Source organism: Asticcacaulis aquaticus, from assembly GCF_028550415.1.
GTDB classification, from domain to species: Bacteria; Pseudomonadota; Alphaproteobacteria; order Caulobacterales; family Caulobacteraceae; genus Asticcacaulis; species Asticcacaulis aquaticus.
In genome coordinates, this window is record NZ_JAQQKX010000002.1 from 136,970 (window position 1) to 155,848 (window position 18,879).

Sequence of the window (18,879 nt, forward strand, 5' to 3'; positions counted from 1 at the left end):
TAAAGCGTACCCCTATGTCTGCATTTCCCGCTGCCCTGCCCATGCCCTTACCTATCCCATCGGGACCGGAGGAAATGGCCCTGCTCAAGGGCGTGGCCATCGAGGAGATCGACACGGCGGTCATCATTACCGACGCCGGCGGCCGCTTTCTCTATCTCAACCCCCGTTTCAGCGAATTGACTGGCTATCAGCCCGATGACGTGACCGGACGGGCGATACCCGACTTGTGCGCCCGCCATTCGGCGTCGTGCGGTCATATTCAGGACATCCTGTCGCGTGTACGCCTCAAGAGGCAATATTCGGGCGAAGTCCTGATCCACAACAAGGACGGCCACCCCATGTGGGTGGAACTCAACGCCACGGCGGTGCGCGACGCGCACAAACGCCAGCGCCTGATCGCCACCGTCACCGACATCACCTACGCCAAGCTGCACGACACGCTTCAGCGCAAGGTGCTGGAGGCCCTGCTAGAAGACCGCCCGCTGGTCGATACGCTGAACCTGATCTGTCATGAGGTCGAAACCCTTTTGCACGGCGTGACCATGTCGGTCCTGCGCATCGTCGACGACCGTCTGGTGCCGCTGGCCGGGCCGAACCTACCCGACTGGTACAACAACGCCATCAACGGCGTCCCCGTCGGTCCGGATCAGGGGTCGTGCGGCACGGCGGCGTTCCGCGGCGAGCCGGTGCTGGTCAACGATATCCCGACTGATCCTTTGTGGTCAGAATACCGCAAGGCCGTCGCGCCATTGGGTTTCCGCGCCTGCTGGTCCACGCCCATCAAGGACAAGTCGGGCACGGTGGTGGGCACCTTCGCCTTCTATGCGCCCAAGCCGCTGGTGCTCAACACCTTCACCCAGAGCATGGTCGATATCTGCTCGCGCCTGTGCTCGCTGGCGTTTGAGAAGTGCGCCTTTCAGGATCGCATCCAGTTTCTCGCGCACCACGACGCCCTGACCGGCCTGCCCAACCGCGCCTTCTTTCAGGCCCGCCTGGCCGAGGAAGCGACGCGCGCCACGCGGCAGAAGACGCAACTGGCCCTGCACATCATCGACCTCGACCGCTTCAAGGAGGTCAACGACACCCTGGGCCATCCCGTTGGCGACGAGGTGCTTAAGACGGTCGCGCGAACCCTGCGAACCCACGCCGCCCCCGGCGACGTCACCGCGCGTCTGGGTGGCGACGAGTTCGTCTTCCTGCAGGTCGGGATCACCGATCGCGCGCAGGCCGAGTTACGCGCCACGCAACTGATCGATGGCATCCGCGAGACCCTGTCGGCGCAGTTCGATCACCACGGCCCGCAAACCAGCGCCAGCGCCGGTTTCGCCCTGTTTCCCGACGAAGCACCGTCCTTCGATCACCTGATCCGCCATGCCGACATGGCACTCTACCGCGCCAAGACCGAAGGCCGTAACCGCTGGCGCGCCTTCGACGCCACCATGGCGCAGGCCCTGCTCTATCGCCGCCGGCTGGAAAGCGACCTGCGCGACGCGCTCGCTGCGGACGGTGAAGGCCTGTCCCTGGTCTATCAGCCGCAATTCTGTCTCAATGACAGCCGCATCATCGGTTATGAAGCTCTGGCGCGCTGGAAGCATCCGTCGTTCGGTGCCATCCCCCCCGCTGAATTCATCCCCATCGCCGAAGAGGCCGGGATGATCGCCGAACTGGGCGAATGGATTTTGAACCGCGCCTGCGATGCCGCCCGCGCGTGGGCAGATGATCTGACCATAGCCGTCAACCTCTCGCCCGCCCAGATTTTCGAAGGCGACCTGACCGCCTTCGTGAAGGCGACACTTGACCGTACCGGGCTTGATCCCGCACGGCTGGAACTCGAAGTCACCGAAGGCGTGCTGATCGACAATCCCGAGCGCGCCCTGCACGTCCTGCACGGCCTGAAGGACCTTGGTGTACGGATTTCGATGGACGATTTCGGCACCGGTTATTCGTCGCTGTCCTATCTGCAAACCTTCCCCTTCGATGCCATCAAGATCGACCGCAGCTTCACTCAGGGGCTCGACGAAACCCGCTCGAAGACCGGCCTGCACGCTGAAGCCATTGTTCGTGCCGTCATCGGTCTGGGTCACGCCATCGGTATCCCGGTCATCGCCGAGGGTGTCGAAACCCAGACGCAGTTCGACCGACTCAAGGCGTTGAAATGCGACGCGGTTCAGGGTTATCTCATCGGCAAGCCCATGCCGCACCTGATCGATCCACTGCCGGAATTCGACACAAAGATCGTGCGGATTGCTTAAGCAAGGATCGGGCTTAGGTCAGCCAGATTGCATGTAGTTAGATCGACCGCGTCATCAGGCGGATCGCCATATTGATAGGCTTCGAGGCACAAGGTTTGATCGTCTTCAAACCATAGAATAAAACCCATTAATACCAACTGCGTACCGACTTGGACTTCCAGATCAGGTAGGTAGAAACTTCTGGATTCAGGCGCAGGCCGAGACAACGGTAAAGGTGTAAGTGTCGTATAAAAGCCAACGCCTGTATTTTCCCGTGCGTGGACTACAGCCCCCGAAACCCACGAAAAAATTTCAGGAAAATTGCTGACCGAACCAAGCACATAAGATTCCAGGGGTATAAAATCTGACATTAAGGATTCGCTCCCGAGTCCAGATCGATCAGCACAAAGCTGGCGTCGTCGTGAGTCTTGAAACGCGGATAGGTCACGCCATCCGGATCGGCGCGTTCGATGGCGCGCAGACGCTCGGTCAGCACCGCGCCTTCGCCAACCAGCAGATCAGAGAAGACCTCATCGAACGGCACGCCATAGGTCTTCCACAGATCGTAAAACCCATCCGTCGCCATGAGGATATGCGTCACCTCGGCCACGGATATGCGGGTGATCTCCAGCCCTTTCAGGCAGGCCGGATCAAGGCTCAAGACCCAATAGCCCGCTTCGGTATTCATCAGAGCGCGCTTGTCTCGTAAAACCGGATCGAGCCACACCCGCGCCGTCTTGAGGTCCATAGGGCCCCGCTCGGCCTGAACGTGCTGCAAGACCTCCAGCGACTGCGCATCCAACGCTTCCAGCACGCCGCCGCCCAAAACGCGCCGCACACCGTCCGGTGCGATCAGCCACGCCTTGACGTCGCCCAGTGTAGCAATCTCCAGCCTGTCGCCATCCTGCCGCACCCAACACAGTCCCGCCGACGGCATGGCATAGGCTTCCGCAGCGACTGGCCCGAAGGTTTCATATTCGGCCCGCACCGCCGCGATGACCGAACGTAGACGATCTTCAATGGTACCGCTGGCCGTCTCCAACGCCGCCGACACCTTTTCGACCAGCCATCGTGCCTCGCTGACGTCGAATCGCGATGGCCCCAGCGATGTCGCCCCGTCGAGCAGCCACACGGCATCCGCCGAATGCCCGATCATGTCTTCGTTTTGCGGGCTGCCGCGATCCGATCCCTGCGCGATGACCTTCATTTGGGCATAAACCGGTCAAAGAATTCGCCGCGCGTCAGCTTCCCATTGATCTTGGCAATCACCTCTACGCGCGCCCGGATACACACCGCCTTATCCGACACCCGCACAATGCGCTGATCGAAGATAGCCTTCGCGCCCTTGCGGCTGACCGTGCTTTCGACATCGAAGACCTGCCCGCCGCTCAGCGAGTTCACGAAATCGATCTCCAAATGCGCCACCATCAGGTAAACCTGATCGCGCACCAGATCGGCAAAGGTCACCCCCTGCGCCTCAAGGAATTCATGCCGGGCATATTCCATATAGACGAGGTAATTGGCGTTATTGACCACGCCCTGCGCGTCGCATTCGGAGTCGCGGACTTTCAATGTGGTCACAAAGGTCGTGCCGTCGAAGCGGTTATGCATGAAGGGCCTCCAACGGCTCTTCTACCTCATTTCGCTTACAGGGAAATTACAAATTACGCCGAACACCGGCAGCGCATCAAGATCGCGAAAATCCTAACCTTATCCTCAGGTTACAACTTCATAAAACAGGAGGACGGTCATGGGCCGTGCGATTCTTCTCTGGCTGCTGGGCGTGCCGATTCCGGTCATCATCCTGCTGGCGCTTCTTTTCCGTTAAATCCTGAAACTGAGGACGCGTCATGCCTACTGCAACCCCAACGACCGAAGTCGTCGCAACCGATGACGACTATGAATATATCGATTACACCCCCGGCTCAGGGGCGTGCTGGCCAGCGATCATCGCCGGGGCCGTCGCCGCCACAGCCATCTCGTTAATCCTGCTGATGCTGGGGCAGGGACTCGGCCTGTCGTCCATTTCCCCGTGGCAGCCGATCCACGACACAGCGTTCAAACTGACGGCGGGCATCGCCATCTGGCTGATCGTCATGCAGTGGCTGTCTTCGGCGCTCGGCGGTTATCTCGCCGGTCGCCTGCGCAAAACCTATGTCGGCGTCGATAAGGACGAGGTCTTCTTCCGCGACACGGCGCAGGGCTTTCTGGCGTGGTGCGTGGCGACCCTGTTTACGGCGGCCGTTCTGGCCGGCGTCGCGGGGGCCGTCATCGGCACGGGCGTTCAGGCCACGGCAACCGTAGCGGCCAGCGCGGCCAAAGACTCCGATCCCGCCACGGCCTACTATGTCGATCAGCTTTATCGCCTGAACCCCAATGCTCAGGTCGCGGGGGCCCCTACGGGTCAGACCCTGCCCGACGTGACGGCGGAAACCGGCCGTATCCTCAGCTACAGTCTGGAAACCGGTGACGTGTCGTCCGCCGACAAGGCGTATCTGGCTTCGCTGGTCGCCGCGCGCACGGGCCTGACTCAGACCGAAGCCGCCGCCCGTGTCGACACCACCCTGTCTCAGGCGAAGACGGCTCGCGACATGGCGCTCAAAACCGCTGACGACGCGCGCAAGATGTGGGCCAAGGTCACGCTATATGCCTTCCTGTCGCTGCTCATCGGGGCGTTTATCGCCGCGGTCGGCGGTGCCATCGGTGGCCGCCAGCGCGATCAGGATTAAAGAAAACATCCTCCCCTGCGTAGCGGGGGAGGATGTTTTTAAGCAATGATATCCGGGCGGATGCGATCTTCCAGCGTACTGATCTGATCCCGAAGCGCCAGCTTCTTGCGCTTCAGGCGCGCAATCAGAATCTGATCCGGCATCGGCATGGTTTCCAGCGCCTGAATCGAATCGTCGAGATCCTTATGCTCCTGCTTCAGGATCGCCGCCTGCGCCCGGAGCGCCACCGTCTCGCCATTGATCGGCAGGGCGGAGACAGGATTGTCCAGTTCGCGATAGGAGGGTTCCAGATCGTCCGGCTGCGTATCCACGGTCTCGTCGGAGACCAGTTCTAGCGTCACCTTGTCCAGCTCTTCGCGATGACCGACCCGCCGCTCAAGGTCACCATTGGCGTCGGCCGGCGTGTTTTTCACCAGTTGCAGCGAATCGGGACGGAAAAGCGCGCGGATGTTGTTGTCATCGTGCATAGGGCTCAGCTCCGGTCATTCTGGACGGTCTGTTGATCACAAAGCCCCTGACACGGTTAATTTCCACACCCGATCAGAGTCTTTTCATTCAGGAGTATAGCTTAAAAAACCGCGCTCCGAAAGGGCGTCGCTCAAGGCATGAAGCGGATTTCGCGGCACCACCGGCGCCCACGCCCTGGCCACGCGAACAAGGTTGTCCTTCGCCTGTTGAAAAGCCAGTGCCTGACCTGTGGGCGAAATCAGGGCCGACAAGGCCGCCATCTGCTCGCGCTCGCCCAGAAGCTCGGCGGATTTGACCTGTTCCCGCACGCGGTGTTTGGCGTCCGGTTCGATGTCGCCGATCGGGCCCTTGATCTGACGGCGGATGGCGCGCAAGGGGCCGACCACGTGGTGGGCCCAGGCGCGCGAGATATCGGCAGCCGCCTCAGCCGTCTCCTCGTCCAGCGCTACCCCGACCGAGGCCGCCCACTGCGAGAACAGCAGCAGCGGTACATTCTGGCCATGCATGTCCTGTAAATCGAGGCACAGCCCGGCGACGCTTTCTGCTGCATAGGCTTTCACCGCCCAATTCCAGAAGTTACTCACCCGCTAAACCATTCCAACGCGTCATGGGCGCATCAAGCCCGAACAGGTCGAGCGAGCGCGCCACGGTCTGATCGACCATGTCCTGAAGGCTTTGCGGGCGCGTATAAAAGGCCGGCATGGGCGGAGCGACAATGGCCCCCATTTCGGTCACCGCCGCCATCGCGCGGATATGGCCCAGATGCAGCGGGCTTTCGCGCACCATCAGCACCAGCCGGCGACGCTCCTTGAGCACGACATCAGCGGCGCGGCTGATCAGGGTCGAGGTAACACCCGTGGCGATTTCGCCCATCGTCTTGACCGAGCACGGCGCGATCAGCATCCCCAGCGTTTTGTAAGAGCCCGACGCGATGGTTGCCCCAATGTCGCCGACCTTGTGTACGTGATCGGCCAGGGCATTGACCTCGGCGACCGACAGGTCGGTTTCCGCCGACAGGGACAGGGCGGCGGCCTTTGAGATGACCAGATGGCTCTCGACCTTGAGAGCCCTCAGCATACGGAGTGCGGTGATACCGTAGATCGCCCCCGACGCGCCAGAGATCGCGACGATAAGCCTCTGATTACTCTGGGAGGCGCTCATGGTTACTCCGTAAGAAACCCATAAAATTAAGCTTTTATTTGATTTGAATCTCGCAATTCCGTGAACGGATGTAATGGATTGTGATTACCGCGTCCAGCCTTTTGGGTGTTTGCTGAGGGGGTTCAGACACGGGTCTGGGCTGGACCTCTTACCCAATGTAAAGGAGACTGCCTATGAGCATCGAAGCGAGAGTGCGTGAACTTGATCATCGTCATCAGGTCCTGAAAGACACCATCGCCAAGGAATCGCGTTCGCCGTCGGCGGATGCCCTCTATCTCAAGGAACTCAAGCGTAAGAAGCTCAAGCTTAAGGACGAAATCGACAAGATTCGCGCAGATATGCGACAGGAACGGGTGCTTGAGACTCTCCAGTGATGGGGGGTGATGCACCATTCTAAAAAAAACGCCGGAGGTTAGCCTCCGGCGTTTTTTATTCACTTAATATTCGTCGTCGTCTTCCGGAGCCGATTTGGTCGAGGTGCCGAACACGTCCTCGACCGTCAGGTCGGCCTTGCGGGCGTAAGGATCTTCGTCCTCATAGGCCGGAACGACCGGGGCGGCGGGCTTCAGCGACGGATCGTCAAGCGGGATGCCCAGCTTTTCGGCCTGCTTGCGCTTGACATCGGCGGCCTTGCGCACGGCGGCATCGAGTTCGATCTGCGAGATCAGGCCCAGGGTCACCGGATCGACGGCGCGCAGATTGGCCGAGTTCCAGTGCGTACGGTTACGCACCTGCTCGATGGTGGTCTTGGTCGTGCCGAGCAGCTTGGAGATCTGCGCGTCGGTAACTTCCGGGTGGTTCTTGACGAACCAGTTGATGGCGTCCGGACGGTCCTGACGACGCGAGACCGGGGTATAGCGCGGGGCCTTCTTCTGCGGCTTGAGCAGTTCGGCGTGGCGGCTCTTGAGAGCCTGCATACGATAGGCCGGGGTCTTTTCGGCCTTGTCCAGCTCTTCGCGGGTCAACTGACCGTTGGCGATCGGATCGGAGCCGCGGATGTCGCGCGCCACTTCGCCATCGGCAATGCCCTTCACTTCCAGAAGGTGCAGGCCGCAGAAGGCGGCGATCTGCTCGAACGAAAGGCTCGTATTGTCGACCAGCCACACGGCGGTCGCTTTCGGCATAAGAATGTCGGACATGGATACCGTCTTTCAAAATCGGCGCGCGGAACAACAATTCCACGGACCACAAATAGCTACGCCCGGCCTTTGCGACCGGGCGTGGATGTTCCTGAGTTTGATATAAAACGATTTGTGCGCGAAGGAAACCCTATTTTACACGATCAGGCTTTGGCCTGACACAGGCCCTTGGCCGACGCTATCCCCTTGCTGTCGCGCATGATCGAGACCTCGAAGGGGCGATCCTGGGTCGTGGACGACGAAAGGGTGGCCAGATAGACCGCCCCGCGCGACCGGAAGCAATAGGTTTCCTGTACCCGCGTCCATTCACCCGACGTATAGGGATGATAGACGCCGAACGGGCTCAGCCTGTAGCCTCGCACCTCAAGGCTTTGCAGCAGCGCCCCCCGCAACTGCGCGCCATCCCCCTTGGCGGCGCTGATCGTACAGCCGCCGTTAGAGGTGGTCACGCTCAGGCCGATATCACCATGCGGTGGACGCGAATCGGTCATTTCGGCCTCGGCCTTGATCGCACCCTTGCCCAGACCTTTCAGGCAGCCCTGTTCAAGCGCATGGTTCATGGCTCCGGTCAGGTCGGCATCGGGCTGCGCCTGAGCGCCCGATGCCAGCGCCGCAAGCGCGATACCGCCGGTGCACAGTCTTACCGCAAAGTGTTTCCACATGACCCGAACCCTTCTGAAATCAGCCTTTGAGCCAATTGTCAGAGGTCGGACATAAGGAGTCGCAAGGGAATAGCGAATAAAAAATCAGAAACCGATAACCGTGTTTTTACGCCACACAGAGCCCTTTCTTCGCCGCCTCTCCTTCACGATCGGTCCAGATCGATACCTGAAGCGGCGTTCGGCTGCGATTGGCCGAGCTGGAAATCAGGATCATCCGCACGGCATCCCCATCGCGAACGCAATAACTTTCCTGAACATAGCTCCAGTCGCGGTCGCGCGTCGCCGGACCGTAATCGGCAAACGGCACGGGTTCGAGGCCCATATGGCTCAGGGTTTCCAGCACGGCGTCCCGCATGTCCGCACCGTTACCCAGCGTGCCGCGGATGTAGCAACCGCCACGCCCGTCACTTTTCACGGTGACATGCCCGCCGCCATAAAGCTTTTCCGCCTTGTCATCGCTGTCACCGGATACGTCCCTCTGAGTAACGGTGCGGCCATTGCGTCTGGAGTAGTCTTTCAGATTGCCGCCGTAACGCAACCAGGTCAGGCAACTCTGCTCGACGGCATAGGCGACCGTCTCCTGACTGGACGAAAACGGGTTGAGGCCGCCGGCCTGAACCGGGGCGGCAAGGCTCAAGACCGCGATCACCGCAGCCGCCGTTTTGAACATGCGCATGGATAGTCCCTCGAATTATCGTCCCCGGGAGCTACCTACCGTAAAGATGAACAATGTTCAATTCTAAAGTTCCAGCACGACCTTGCCGCTGTGTGCGCCAGAATCGAGAAACGCATGCGCAGCCCCGACTTCGGCAAAGGGGAACACCTTCGCCACTACGGGCCGGATCGCGCCCGCCTCGATCAGTGGCCACACCTTCGCCCGAACTTCGGCGGTCAGGCGCGCCTTTTCCTCCGGTGACCGCGGCCTGAGCATCGAACCGGTCAGGATGGCCTGTTTCTGCATGATGCGCGTCACATCGATTTCCGCCGTGTTGCCGCGCGCCATGCCGACCTGCACCAGCCGTCCCCTGGGTTTCAGACACAGGATGTTTTTCGCCACATAGTCCCCCGCCACGATATCAAGTATGACATCGGCCCCGCCCTCCGCCTTCACCGTGTCGATGAAATCACCCGCTGCCGTGTCGATGACGACATCGGCCCCCAGCGCCCTGACCCAGTCGATCCGTTCTGCCCCGCGCACCGTGGCGATGACCCTGGCCCCAACTGCCTTGCCCAGCATGACGGTCATCGAGCCGATGCCCGAATTGGCCCCATGGACCAGCACCGCCTCTCCGGCTTTCAGCCCACCATGCTCGATCAGGTTGGCATAGACGGTCAGCGAGACCTCCGGCAGGCTGGCGGCTTCGGCCAGCGACAGGCCTTTCGGCACGGGCAGAAGGTGACGGATATCGACACTGACATACGCCGCATAGCCGCCGCCATTGACCAGAGCGCAGACCTGGTCGCCGACTTTCCATCCAATGTCGTCGCCCCACTGGGGGTCGGGCACGATCTGTTCGATCACCCCCGCGACTTCGAGGCCCATGATCGGTGACGCGCCCGGCGGCGGCGGATAGAGCCCGCGCCGCTGCAAAATGTCCGGGCGATTGACTCCCGCATGGGTGACCCGAATTAACACATGCCCCCGCCCCGTTTCGGGACGTGCTACCTCGATTATGCACAAATCGGCGGCGGTTTTCCCGCCGTCACGCACAGCTACGGCTTTCATGGTGATTCGTTTTCCTTGCTTTTCTCGCGCCTTAGGGGTTTTATGACGCCAGCTTAAGGGCATTTGCGAACCGCGCACAATGCCCCCTTTTGGTTGTCCGGAGGTGGCGATGTCTGAAGACGAAACCGTACCCGCGTTCAAAACCGGCGCCGGACAGGCCTCCGCCCTGTTCGCCTTGGTGCACGAAGACCTGAGCGACTATGCCGTGACGGATCTGAAAGACAGGATCGCGGCGCTGGAGGGCGAAATCGTCCGTGCAAAGGCTATGGTAGAACGCAAGCAAAGCGGTCGCAGCGCCGCCGATGCCCTGTTCTCCTTCAAAGGGAATTAAGACTTTTTTATCCACACCCGTGGCACACAAAATGTGAGGCTTAGGGTGCGAATGGCACGCCGGTTGCAGACGTGACCTGCATATAAGTGGGCCGAAATAGGGCCTCTGTTTCGAGTTTGAAGAAAGATACGTTCCCATGTCTGATGCTGGCGTCGCACCGTTTGCCCAACGCGTTGATATTGTCCGCGATTTTGCCCGTTCGGACCTGTTCGACCGCACCTTCCGCGAAGGCATGGCCCTGGTCGAGGAAACCGCCGCCTATCTCGATGGCGACGGCCGCCGCGACTCGCGTATCCTCAGCCGCGAAGACGCCCTTCTATATGCCGGCGAATCCATGCGCCTGACGACGCGCCTGATGCAGATCGCCTCGTGGCTGCTGGTTCAGCGCGCCGTCCGCGAAGGCGACATGGAAGCCGCCGATGCCTGCGACGACAAATACCGCCTGTCACCCGCCAATGCGGTCGAGATCAACGAACAACTCACCATCCTGCCGGAAGGCCTGCTGACCCTGCTCGACCGTTCGAACCGCCTGTACGACCGTATTTCGCATATGGACAAGCGCATGTTCGTCGAAGCCGAGGCCGACCTGCCGATGGCCAATCCGGTGCTGGACCAGATGGCGCGCCTGCAAAACGCATTCGGCGTGTCGCTGTAAGCGGGCTTGCTCTCACGCACGGTTTCAGGCATTCCGTCGGCATGACCTGTCAGCTCTATCTCATCACCCCGCCACAAATCGCCGACCACGCCGCCTTCGCGAAGACGCTGGACGACGCCCTGTCGGCGGGCCCGGTCGCGGCGCTGCAAATCCGCCTCAAGGACGTGTCGCTCGACGAAATCCGCGCCCTGACGAAGCTGATCACGCCGATCGCCCATCGCCACGGCACGGCGGTGCTGATGAACGACCACGTCAATCTGGCGAAGGAACTGAGGCTCGACGGCGTCCATATCGGTCAGTCGGACACCTCGTACAGGGACGCCCGCAAGATGCTGGGCACTGAGGCCATGATCGGCGTCACCTGCCACAACAGCCGGCATCTGGCCATGGAAGCCGCCGAATCCGGCGCGGATTACGTGGCCTTCGGCGCGTTTTTCCCGACCTCGACCAAGACCGTCGAGCATATGGCCGAACTGGACACCCTGACCATCTGGCAGGAAACCATGGAAGTGCCCTGCGTCGCCATCGGCGGCATCACAGCCGACAATGCGGCTCAGGTCGCCGCCGCCGGCGCCGACTTCATTGCCGTATCAGGCGCGGTCTGGAACCACCCCGACGGCGACGGCGCAGGCGTAGCAACCTTACTCGCCGCTATTGCGGGTTAGCGGTCGCCGCCTCCGGGGACGGCCAGCCGACCGACAGACGCGACACCACCGGCTGAAGCGCCTGAAGATTGGCGTTGGTCGAGGGTATTTGCTGATCACCAACGATATCGCTGGTCAGGGCCTCGTTATGCCCCTTGGGCGGCGAAAACCGCAGACTCAGCACGCAACCGCCGTCGAGGGTATTCAACTTCCCGCCCTGAAAATCTGACGCATAGCCGCCATAGTCCCACTCGAAGCCATAGACCGTCAGGGGCCCGCCATTGGCGGCTTCGACATCCTTCAAGGGTGAACCGACGCGGATATTGCCGGGGCCGTACCATTGCACGGCCTCATCGCCGATACTGACATCGGCGACCTTCGTCTGTGCCTCGTCCCAGAAGGTGACGATCACCTTACGCGCCGGATCATTGGGGTAGATGACGACGGCATTTTCGGTCGAACCCTCCGGTCCCGGGACAGCTTCCTTTTTCGCATTGCCGGGAAAGGCTTTAAGGATCGCCTCGGCGGTCATGTCCTTAGTCACCGGTACGCCACACGACAGGGCCTGCACGCCCTTTTCGGCCACGGCTTCGACTGAGGTCCCATCACCGGCCCCCGGTGGCGTCTCATCCTTTTTCGAGCAGGCGGTGAGCGCCAGCAGGGCCAGTCCGCTCATGGTGATAGTTCTGAACATAAGACGCTCCCTTCGATTTGGCGCGCACGATGCGGCGCGTGAAATAAAAAGTCCATCGCCCTTTGGCCGCCTTTGCGAGGCCTTGCCTTTGGACGCCGTTACGGGTAGTAACGCGCGCAAGCTATTCCGGGTCTGCATGGCCCCTACTCTTTGACAAGTCATATCCTTATGCCCAAAATTAACGCCAATACGATCAAACCCGGCATGGTTCTGGAATATCAGGGCGGCCTGTGGTCGGTCGTCAAGACCGCTCACGTGAAGCCCGGCAAGGGCGGCGCCTTTGCTCAGGTCGAACTGAAGAACCTGATCACCGGCACCAAGCTCAACGAGCGCCTGCGTTCGGAAGACACGGTCGACCGCGTTACGCTGGAGCAAAAGGATCACCTGTACCTGTTCGAAGACGGCGACATGCTGGTCTTCATGGATCAGGAAAACTACGAGCAGATCAGCCTGCACAAGGATTGGGTCGGTGAAGACCAGATCCAGTACCTGCACGACGGCATGATCGTCATCCTCGAATTCCACGACGAGCGCCCGATCTCGATCACCCTGCCGGACACCGTGATCCTTGAGGTCATAGAAACCGAGCCCACCATCAAGGGTCAGACCGCGTCGTCGTCCTATAAGCCCGCCAAGGCTTCCAACGGCATGCGCGTCATGATCCCGCCGTTCATGGGCGTGGGCGAGCGCATCGTCGTCTCGACCGCCGACGGCGAATATATGAAGCGCGCCGACTAACCAACATCCTCCCCTGCGTGAGCGGGGGTATAGCGCCAGCGAAAGTACAGCTTTCGCCAGCGTTGGTCGCAACTTATTTGCGACGGAGGGGGCATTACCGACGGTTTTGCCCCCTCCGTCATTTCACTTCGCTCAATGCCACCTCCCCCGCTCACGCAGGGGAGGATGAAGGAAAACCCAATGGTTCTTCAATCCGCCCTCATTCAGGCTATGGTCTCCGCCATCCGCAAGTCCTGCAAAGGCGTGGCGCGCGACTTCGGCGAAGTCTCGGAACTTCAGGTCTCGCGCAAGGGCCCCGGCGACTTCGTCACCGCCGCCGACAAGCGCGTCGAAGCCGCCCTGTTCGAAGAGTTGCTGCGTTTGCGCCCCGGCTATGGCTTCCTCGGGGAAGAGCAAGGCGCCCACGAAGGCACCGACAAGACGCACCGCTGGATCGTCGATCCCATCGACGGCACGACCAACTTCATGCACGGCATCCCGGTCTTTGCCTGCACCGTCGCTCTGGAGCGCGAAGGTGAAATCGTCGCCGGGGTTACGTTCAATCCGGTGACCAACGACCTATACTGGGCCGAAAAGGGGAAGGGCGCTTACCACAATGACAAGCGCCTGCGCGTCTCGGCGCGCCGCAACCTCGACGAATGCCTGATCGCCACCGGCGCGCCGTTCATCGGCAAGACCGGCCACGCGCAATTCCTCAAGGACCTGCACCAGATCATGCAGCGCACGGTCGGCATCCGCCGTCTTGGCGCCTGCTCGCTCGACCTGGCCATGGTCGCCGCCGGTCGTGTCGACGGCTACTGGGAACGCGGCCTGAAACCGTGGGACATGGCGGCGGGCATCCTGCTGATCACCGAAGCGGGCGGCAAGGTCACCTCGATCGACTCCGATCAGTCGCCAATGGTCACCGGCGAGATGATCGCCTGCAATCTGGACCTTTACCCCGAATTCCTCGACAAGCTACATCTGGCGAAGTAAGTCGGATACCAAGCAACAAAAAAAGCCCGCCGGTCCGTACCGGCGGGCTTTTTTTGTTTTTACGCTTCGATCCAGACCTCGTCGTCAGTGACTCGCATGTTCGGTGCAAACCCTCTGAAAGCCGTCCTGACCAGCTTTTCGGCCTCTTCGGCGTTCATCATGTTGAACCGGCCGGACAGGAAGCGGAACATCATCGTCCCGTAGAGGATGTCGAGACCCATCTGACGGTCGATATTAGCGCAAATATCGCCACGGTCGACACCGCGCTGCCACATGACCGCCACCTCTTCCTTTCTTTGGGTAAGGAAGCGCTCCAGCAGCACCTCGTGGAAGTTGGCATCACCCTGCCCTTCGGCCAGAAGCTGCGCCAGGGTCCGGCCCGCCGGCGACGAATAGAAGGCCATGGCCTCGCGCACCTGAATCAGGAAGTCGCGCTCGGCCGAACCGGTATCGGGCGTTGCGACTTCCATCTTCACCCGCGCCATGAAGGCGTCAAACGCGATATAGGTCTTGTTCGGCCACCATTTATACAGGGTCGCCTTCGACACGCCCGCCTTCTTGGCGATGGCCTCGGCGGTCATTTCGCGCAAGGTCCCCTGCTCCAGCAATTCCATCGTCGCCTTGAGGATGGTATCGCGCGCACTTTCGGACCGCGGGCGCCCACGCGGACGCTTGACGGGCAGGACGGGTTCGGAAACGGCGGAGACGTCGCCGGTATAGGTGGTCATGATTACGCGGCCTTATCGGTCGAAAAGCTTACAGTACGCCAGGCCGCCAGTTCGGCCTGAAGGGTTTCCAGTTTCTTCACCGCCCGCTCATAGGCACCTTGGCCCAGCACGAGGTGCAGCGGCGGGTTGGCGGAGGTGACGGCGTTGAACATGGCCTCGGCGCCCAGCGCGGGATCGCCCGCCTGAACGCCATGGTTGGTGTCGCGGTAGCGGCGCGCCTGACCGGCGCTGACCTCATAGTCTTCGATGATACGCTGAGTCGCGCCCAGCGAACCGCCGAGAAAATCGGTGCGGAACGGGCCCGGCTCGATCACCGTGACGCCGATACCGAGCGGACGCAGTTCCTGCGCCAGAGCTTCGGACAGGCCTTCGACCGCAAACTTGCTGGCATTATAGAGGCCCCAGCCCGCGCTGCCGACAAGGCCGGCGATGGACGACAGATTGACGATATGGCCCTGACGGCGGGCGCGCATGTGCGGCAGGATGGCGCGCGTCACGCCCAGAAGGCCGAACAGATTGATGTCGAACAGAGCGCGCGTTTCCACGTCCGACGCTTCTTCGACAGCGCCGAGCAGGCCGAAACCGGCATTGTTGACGAGAATATCGATATGACCGAAGCAGTGCAGTGCCGTATCGACGGCGGCCTGAATGGCGGTCGCGTCATTGACATCCATTTCAAGCGCCACAAGCGCGTGGGCATGGTTGGGAAACGCTGCGCGCACGGCACCGGGGGTGCGCGAGGTGGCAACCACAAAATCACCGCGCTCCAGCGCGATGCGGGTCAGCTCGTGGCCGAAGCCCTGAGACGTGCCGGTGATGAACCAGACGCGATGCGCCTGATCCTCCGGTTCGAGAAGATCGTGTGACAAGGTGCAAATGTCCTGAACAGGCCTTTATGCGGGGGAGGAAAAGGCCATGAAAAACCGGCTCTTACGCCACGCGCCGGATGAGGACGATATAATACGGAACGTTTAGTATTTCAATTGTGCCCAGCCGTAAAAGATGATTTATTTTGCAACCAATTGTTTTTATTGGCGATAAAAATGCACGCTAGAGTTATATTTTACCGAGCAACGTTCCGTATGCGGTATAATAAAACCGTCACCTTTGATATCGCTAACGCGTCCGGAGTTTAAATTCGCGATTCAGGCGAATCGGACGGCGCTTAACTGTTAAATTGAAGCTCCGCCAGACGCGCATAAAGCCCGCCCTTCATCACCAGTTCGTCGTGCGATCCCTGTTCAACCACGCGGCCTTCGTCGATCACGACGATGCGGTCGGCTTTGAGGACCGTGGCCAGACGGTGAGCGATAACCAAAGTCGTGCGTTCGCTCATGGCTTCGTTCAGCGCATCCTGCACCAGACGCTCATTCTCGGCATCGAGCGCCGAGGTCGCCTCGTCGAGCAGCAGGACCGGCGCGCGGCGGACCAGGGCCCGCGCAATCGACAGACGCTGCTTCTGCCCGCCGGACAGCGATTTGGCGCGCTCGCCCAGAGCCGTACCGAATTTTTCCGGCAAGGCCTCGATGAAGCCCAGCGCCTGCGCCTTTTGCGCGGCCTCACGGATGTCCTCGTCGCTGGCGTCAGCGCGACCGAAGCGAATATTATCTGCCGCCGAGGCCGAAAACAGCGCCGCGTCCTGCGCCACCAGCGACAGACGCTCGCGCACGGCCTTCGGATCGGCCTTCGTGATATCGACGCCATCGAGCGAAATGGTGCCGCCGCTCATCTCGTAATAACGCAGCAGAAGCTTGAACACGGTCGACTTCCCGGCCCCTGACGGCCCGACCAACGCCACAGTCTCCCCCGCCTTTACATCGAGGCTGAACCCTTTCAGCACACGCTGATCCGGGCGCGCCGGATAGGCAAAATCGACATCCCTGAACACGATCTCGCCGCGCGCCGGTTCCGGCAGGGCCTGCGGATGCGCGGGCGCGACGATGGTAGACTTCGAGCCCAGAAGCTCATCGATACGCGCCATAGCGCCAGCGGCCTTTTGCACGTCGCCCCAGGTTTCCGACAGCGAACCGACTGAGCCCGCGACGAGTACCGACAACATGACGAACTGAATCAGCGTCCCTTCGGACATGTCCCCGGCGATGACCGCGCGCGACCCCAGCCACAACACGAAGGCCACACCGCCAAAGACCAGCGAGATAACCAGCGCCGTCATGAAGGCGCGTGCCCCCATGCGCTTGAGCGACAGTTTGAACGCGGTTTCCACGCCCTCAGCGAACCTACCGCGCGCATAGTCTTCGCGCACGAAGGCCTGCACAGTTTCGAGCGCATCCAGCGTCTCACCCGCGGTGCCGACGGCATTGGCGAAGCTGTCCTGCGTCTGCCGCGTCAGCTTGCCCACACGCTTGCCGAAGGTGAACAGTGGCACGAGCACGACCGGGAAGATGCACAGTACGAACAGGGTCAGTTTGGGGCTGACGAACATCAGCAGGATCAGGCCGCCGATGAACGAAATGCCGTTTCTCAGCGCTACCGAAATCGAGGTCGAAACCAGCGTATCGACGATCTGCAGATCGGTCGTCAGGCGCGACACGACTTCGCCCGTACGGATTTTCAGGAAAAAGCCGGGATCAAGGCTGAGGATATGGCTGAACACATCCTTGCGCAGATTGGCGACGACGCGCTCACCCAGCTTGGTGATATAGAAGTAGCGCAGGGCCGTCGCGAGCGCGAGCACCAGCGCCACCACGGCAACGATCAGGAACCAGAAGTTCAGTTGCGTGGCATTGCGCGACCCGAATCCGTTGTCGATCAGGAACCGCGACGCGCCCGTCAGGGCAAAGGTCGCCCCCGATGACAGCAGCAGGAACAGCACCGCCCCCAGCGCATCGATCCTCGAGGCCGCAATATAGGGCCACAGGTGAATCAGTGGTTTAAGGTCGCGGGTTTTCTCACGCCCGCCGGCGGCGGTATTGAGCTGTCCCACCAGCTCCGCGCCCGATCCGGGGCGGTCTTTATGGGCGTCTGCGGCGGTCGGCTGTGTCTGATCGGTCATAATGGGTTTCCTTAAAGGGTTATCCCTTGCGCCGCAACGCCGCTTCCTGTAAGGAGCGCCCTTCGCTATTCCCGGCATCACCTTTCTTTGCGTCCGCATCCCTGCTGGCCGGACGTTTTTAAGGATCAAAGACATGAAAAAAGACGGTCACCCCGACTATCACTGGATCACGGTCACCCTGACGGACGGTTCGTCCTATCAGACGCGTTCGACCTACGGCAAAGAAGGCGCCGTCCTGAACCTCGACATCGACCCCCGCACGCACCCGGCGTGGACCGGTGGCAACGGCACCCTGCTCGACCGCGCCGGTCGCGTATCGCGCTTCAACAACAAGTTCGGTGGCTTCCTTAAGAAGTAGTGGGCACCGCCCACAGGGACAACCGATCCTTGGAAATTATCCGGCTCAGGCAACTGGGCCGGATTTTTCATTCCGGCGCCCAACCGTCCGGCGCCATTTCAAATCCGGCAAATTCGAAGGCCGGTGCGACCGTGCATCCGACCAGAGTCCAGTCCCCCAGACTCTCCGCCGCCTGCCAGCCGCCCACCGGCACGACACCCTGAGGACGCTGACCGTTCAGAATATCAGGGCCAAGTATGATGTCCTCGCCACGCCCGCCATGGTGCAGGCTAAGCCGCAACGGTGCCCCCGCGTAATAGTGCCAGACCTCGACCGCGTCGATACGATGCCAGTGCGACCGCTCCCCCGCTTTCAGCAGATAATAGATCGCCGAAGACGCCGCCCGTCCGTCGTCTGCATCGCGAAAGGTCTCGGCATAGTGCCCGCCTTCGGGATGCGGCCTGAGATTCAAACGGGTGATGATGGCATCGGCGGTCATGAACGCTCCTTTGGCAGACGGCCCAGCCTAAGGCGATACACCCGCTTTGTCACTCAGGCTCAATAAACCGCATGACAGCCGCCCCCATATCCTGTATGCGCCGCGACATATACCTGTCACCCTTTGCTGATACGCCGGACGGCGTAATC

At 61.0% G+C, this 18,879-nt stretch carries 24 protein-coding genes; 9 read left to right on the top strand and 15 right to left on the bottom strand.

The genetic code is table 11. The features are described 5' to 3' along the window. The first annotated feature begins 14 nt into the window (after window positions 1-14). Complete coding sequence (locus PQU92_RS03720) at window positions 15-2,252, top strand: bifunctional diguanylate cyclase/phosphodiesterase (RefSeq protein ID WP_272746860.1); 2,238 nt, start codon at window positions 15-17, stop codon at window positions 2,250-2,252. Here the strand turns inward: PQU92_RS03720 and PQU92_RS03725 are convergent. From PQU92_RS03725 to PQU92_RS03735, 3 genes are read right to left on the bottom strand one after another with little or no spacing between them, the layout of a single operon-like run. Next, window positions 2,249-2,602, bottom strand: coding sequence for a hypothetical protein (locus PQU92_RS03725; RefSeq protein WP_272746861.1), 354 nt, complete (start codon window positions 2,600-2,602; stop codon window positions 2,249-2,251). The genes PQU92_RS03720 and PQU92_RS03725 overlap by 4 nt on opposite strands. Continuing rightward, entirely contained in the window at window positions 2,602-3,438 is an 837-nt protein-coding gene (locus PQU92_RS03730) for a protein phosphatase 2C domain-containing protein (RefSeq protein ID WP_272746862.1), read from the bottom strand. Before PQU92_RS03730 ends, PQU92_RS03725 begins: the two co-directional genes overlap by 1 nt. Next, window positions 3,435-3,842 (bottom strand): acyl-CoA thioesterase, encoded by a 408-nt coding sequence (locus PQU92_RS03735; RefSeq protein ID WP_272746863.1) that lies wholly within the window; start codon window positions 3,840-3,842, stop codon window positions 3,435-3,437. The genes PQU92_RS03730 and PQU92_RS03735 overlap by 4 nt, the downstream gene beginning before the upstream one ends. A 239-nt stretch (window positions 3,843-4,081) precedes the next feature. On the opposite strand from PQU92_RS03735, the gene PQU92_RS03740 reads away from it, so the two are divergent. Continuing rightward, window positions 4,082-4,960 carry a hypothetical protein gene (locus PQU92_RS03740; protein WP_272746864.1) on the top strand — a complete coding sequence of 293 codons (879 nt, stop codon included), beginning with the start codon at window positions 4,082-4,084 and terminating at the stop codon, window positions 4,958-4,960. Window positions 4,961-4,998: 38 nt separating this feature from the next. Here PQU92_RS03740 and PQU92_RS03745 read toward each other — a convergent pair whose 3' ends face one another. The 3 genes from PQU92_RS03745 to PQU92_RS03755 form a co-directional block, all read right to left on the bottom strand. Further along, the gene (locus PQU92_RS03745) at window positions 4,999-5,427 is read right to left on the bottom strand and encodes a YdcH family protein (protein WP_272746865.1); all 429 of its coding nucleotides are present in this window, start codon (window positions 5,425-5,427) and stop codon (window positions 4,999-5,001) included. An 84-nt stretch (window positions 5,428-5,511) separates the two neighbouring features. Then, window positions 5,512-6,012: a TIGR02444 family protein gene (locus tag PQU92_RS03750; protein ID WP_272746866.1), complete on the bottom strand. Its 501-nt coding sequence runs from the start codon at window positions 6,010-6,012 to the stop codon at window positions 5,512-5,514. Further along, window positions 6,005-6,589, bottom strand: a complete 585-nt coding sequence (locus tag PQU92_RS03755; RefSeq protein WP_272746867.1) for a UbiX family flavin prenyltransferase — start codon at window positions 6,587-6,589, stop codon at window positions 6,005-6,007. Before PQU92_RS03755 ends, PQU92_RS03750 begins: the two co-directional genes overlap by 8 nt. 173 nt (window positions 6,590-6,762) lie before the next feature. On the opposite strand from PQU92_RS03755, the gene PQU92_RS03760 reads away from it, so the two are divergent. Then, the gene (locus PQU92_RS03760) at window positions 6,763-6,963 is read left to right on the top strand and encodes a DUF465 domain-containing protein (RefSeq protein WP_023462083.1); all 201 of its coding nucleotides are present in this window, start codon (window positions 6,763-6,765) and stop codon (window positions 6,961-6,963) included. A 63-nt stretch (window positions 6,964-7,026) separates the two neighbouring features. Here PQU92_RS03760 and PQU92_RS03765 read toward each other — a convergent pair whose 3' ends face one another. The 4 genes from PQU92_RS03765 to PQU92_RS03780 form a co-directional block, all read right to left on the bottom strand. Beyond that, complete coding sequence (locus PQU92_RS03765) at window positions 7,027-7,728, bottom strand: DUF1013 domain-containing protein (protein WP_272746868.1); 702 nt, start codon at window positions 7,726-7,728, stop codon at window positions 7,027-7,029. A 143-nt stretch (window positions 7,729-7,871) separates the two neighbouring features. Further along, the gene (locus tag PQU92_RS03770; RefSeq protein ID WP_272746869.1) at window positions 7,872-8,390 is read right to left on the bottom strand and encodes a hypothetical protein; all 519 of its coding nucleotides are present in this window, start codon (window positions 8,388-8,390) and stop codon (window positions 7,872-7,874) included. Window positions 8,391-8,496: 106 nt separating this feature from the next. Continuing rightward, window positions 8,497-9,066 carry a hypothetical protein gene (locus PQU92_RS03775; protein ID WP_272746870.1) on the bottom strand — a complete coding sequence of 190 codons (570 nt, stop codon included), beginning with the start codon at window positions 9,064-9,066 and terminating at the stop codon, window positions 8,497-8,499. A 63-nt stretch (window positions 9,067-9,129) separates the two neighbouring features. Next, window positions 9,130-10,116 carry an NAD(P)H-quinone oxidoreductase gene (locus tag PQU92_RS03780; RefSeq protein WP_272746871.1) on the bottom strand — a complete coding sequence of 329 codons (987 nt, stop codon included), beginning with the start codon at window positions 10,114-10,116 and terminating at the stop codon, window positions 9,130-9,132. Window positions 10,117-10,225: 109 nt separating this feature from the next. Here PQU92_RS03780 and PQU92_RS03785 point away from each other — a divergent pair, with 109 nt between their 5' ends. From PQU92_RS03785 to thiE, 3 genes are all read left to right on the top strand, one after another. Then, complete coding sequence (locus tag PQU92_RS03785) at window positions 10,226-10,447, top strand: DUF1192 domain-containing protein (protein WP_272746872.1); 222 nt, start codon at window positions 10,226-10,228, stop codon at window positions 10,445-10,447. A 136-nt stretch (window positions 10,448-10,583) separates the two neighbouring features. After that, window positions 10,584-11,102: a protease adaptor protein RcdA gene (gene rcdA, locus PQU92_RS03790; RefSeq protein WP_272746873.1), complete on the top strand. Its 519-nt coding sequence runs from the start codon at window positions 10,584-10,586 to the stop codon at window positions 11,100-11,102. Between the two features lie 41 nt (window positions 11,103-11,143). Further along, window positions 11,144-11,767, top strand: coding sequence for a thiamine phosphate synthase (thiE, locus tag PQU92_RS03795; RefSeq protein WP_272746874.1), 624 nt, complete (start codon window positions 11,144-11,146; stop codon window positions 11,765-11,767). On the opposite strand, the gene PQU92_RS03800 is transcribed toward thiE, so the two are convergent. Then, window positions 11,754-12,440, bottom strand: a complete 687-nt coding sequence (locus PQU92_RS03800) for a hypothetical protein (protein ID WP_272746875.1) — start codon at window positions 12,438-12,440, stop codon at window positions 11,754-11,756. The two genes, thiE and PQU92_RS03800, sit on opposite strands and share 14 nt — an antisense overlap. 168 nt (window positions 12,441-12,608) lie before the next feature. Here PQU92_RS03800 and efp point away from each other — a divergent pair, with 168 nt between their 5' ends. Both efp and PQU92_RS03810 read left to right on the top strand, forming a co-directional pair. Then, the gene (gene efp, locus PQU92_RS03805) at window positions 12,609-13,178 is read left to right on the top strand and encodes an elongation factor P (RefSeq protein ID WP_272746876.1); all 570 of its coding nucleotides are present in this window, start codon (window positions 12,609-12,611) and stop codon (window positions 13,176-13,178) included. Between the two features lie 180 nt (window positions 13,179-13,358). Beyond that, window positions 13,359-14,153 carry an inositol monophosphatase family protein gene (locus PQU92_RS03810; protein WP_272746877.1) on the top strand — a complete coding sequence of 265 codons (795 nt, stop codon included), beginning with the start codon at window positions 13,359-13,361 and terminating at the stop codon, window positions 14,151-14,153. A 59-nt stretch (window positions 14,154-14,212) separates the two neighbouring features. On the opposite strand, the gene PQU92_RS03815 is transcribed toward PQU92_RS03810, so the two are convergent. From PQU92_RS03815 to PQU92_RS03825, 3 genes are all read right to left on the bottom strand, one after another. After that, window positions 14,213-14,881: a TetR/AcrR family transcriptional regulator gene (locus tag PQU92_RS03815; RefSeq protein ID WP_272746878.1), complete on the bottom strand. Its 669-nt coding sequence runs from the start codon at window positions 14,879-14,881 to the stop codon at window positions 14,213-14,215. Between the two features lie 2 nt (window positions 14,882-14,883). Beyond that, window positions 14,884-15,750 (bottom strand): oxidoreductase, encoded by an 867-nt coding sequence (locus PQU92_RS03820; RefSeq protein ID WP_272746879.1) that lies wholly within the window; start codon window positions 15,748-15,750, stop codon window positions 14,884-14,886. A gap of 296 nt (window positions 15,751-16,046) precedes the next feature. Continuing rightward, complete coding sequence (locus PQU92_RS03825) at window positions 16,047-17,894, bottom strand: ABC transporter transmembrane domain-containing protein (protein ID WP_272746880.1); 1,848 nt, start codon at window positions 17,892-17,894, stop codon at window positions 16,047-16,049. A 133-nt stretch (window positions 17,895-18,027) separates the two neighbouring features. Between PQU92_RS03825 and rpmE the strand changes: the two genes are divergently transcribed. Next, entirely contained in the window at window positions 18,028-18,252 is a 225-nt protein-coding gene (rpmE, locus tag PQU92_RS03830) for a 50S ribosomal protein L31 (RefSeq protein WP_023462067.1), read from the top strand. A 67-nt stretch (window positions 18,253-18,319) separates the two neighbouring features. Here the strand turns inward: rpmE and PQU92_RS03835 are convergent, their stop codons facing one another. Next, window positions 18,320-18,730, bottom strand: coding sequence for a cupin domain-containing protein (locus PQU92_RS03835; protein ID WP_272746881.1), 411 nt, complete (start codon window positions 18,728-18,730; stop codon window positions 18,320-18,322). Between the last annotated feature and the right edge of the window lie 149 nt (window positions 18,731-18,879).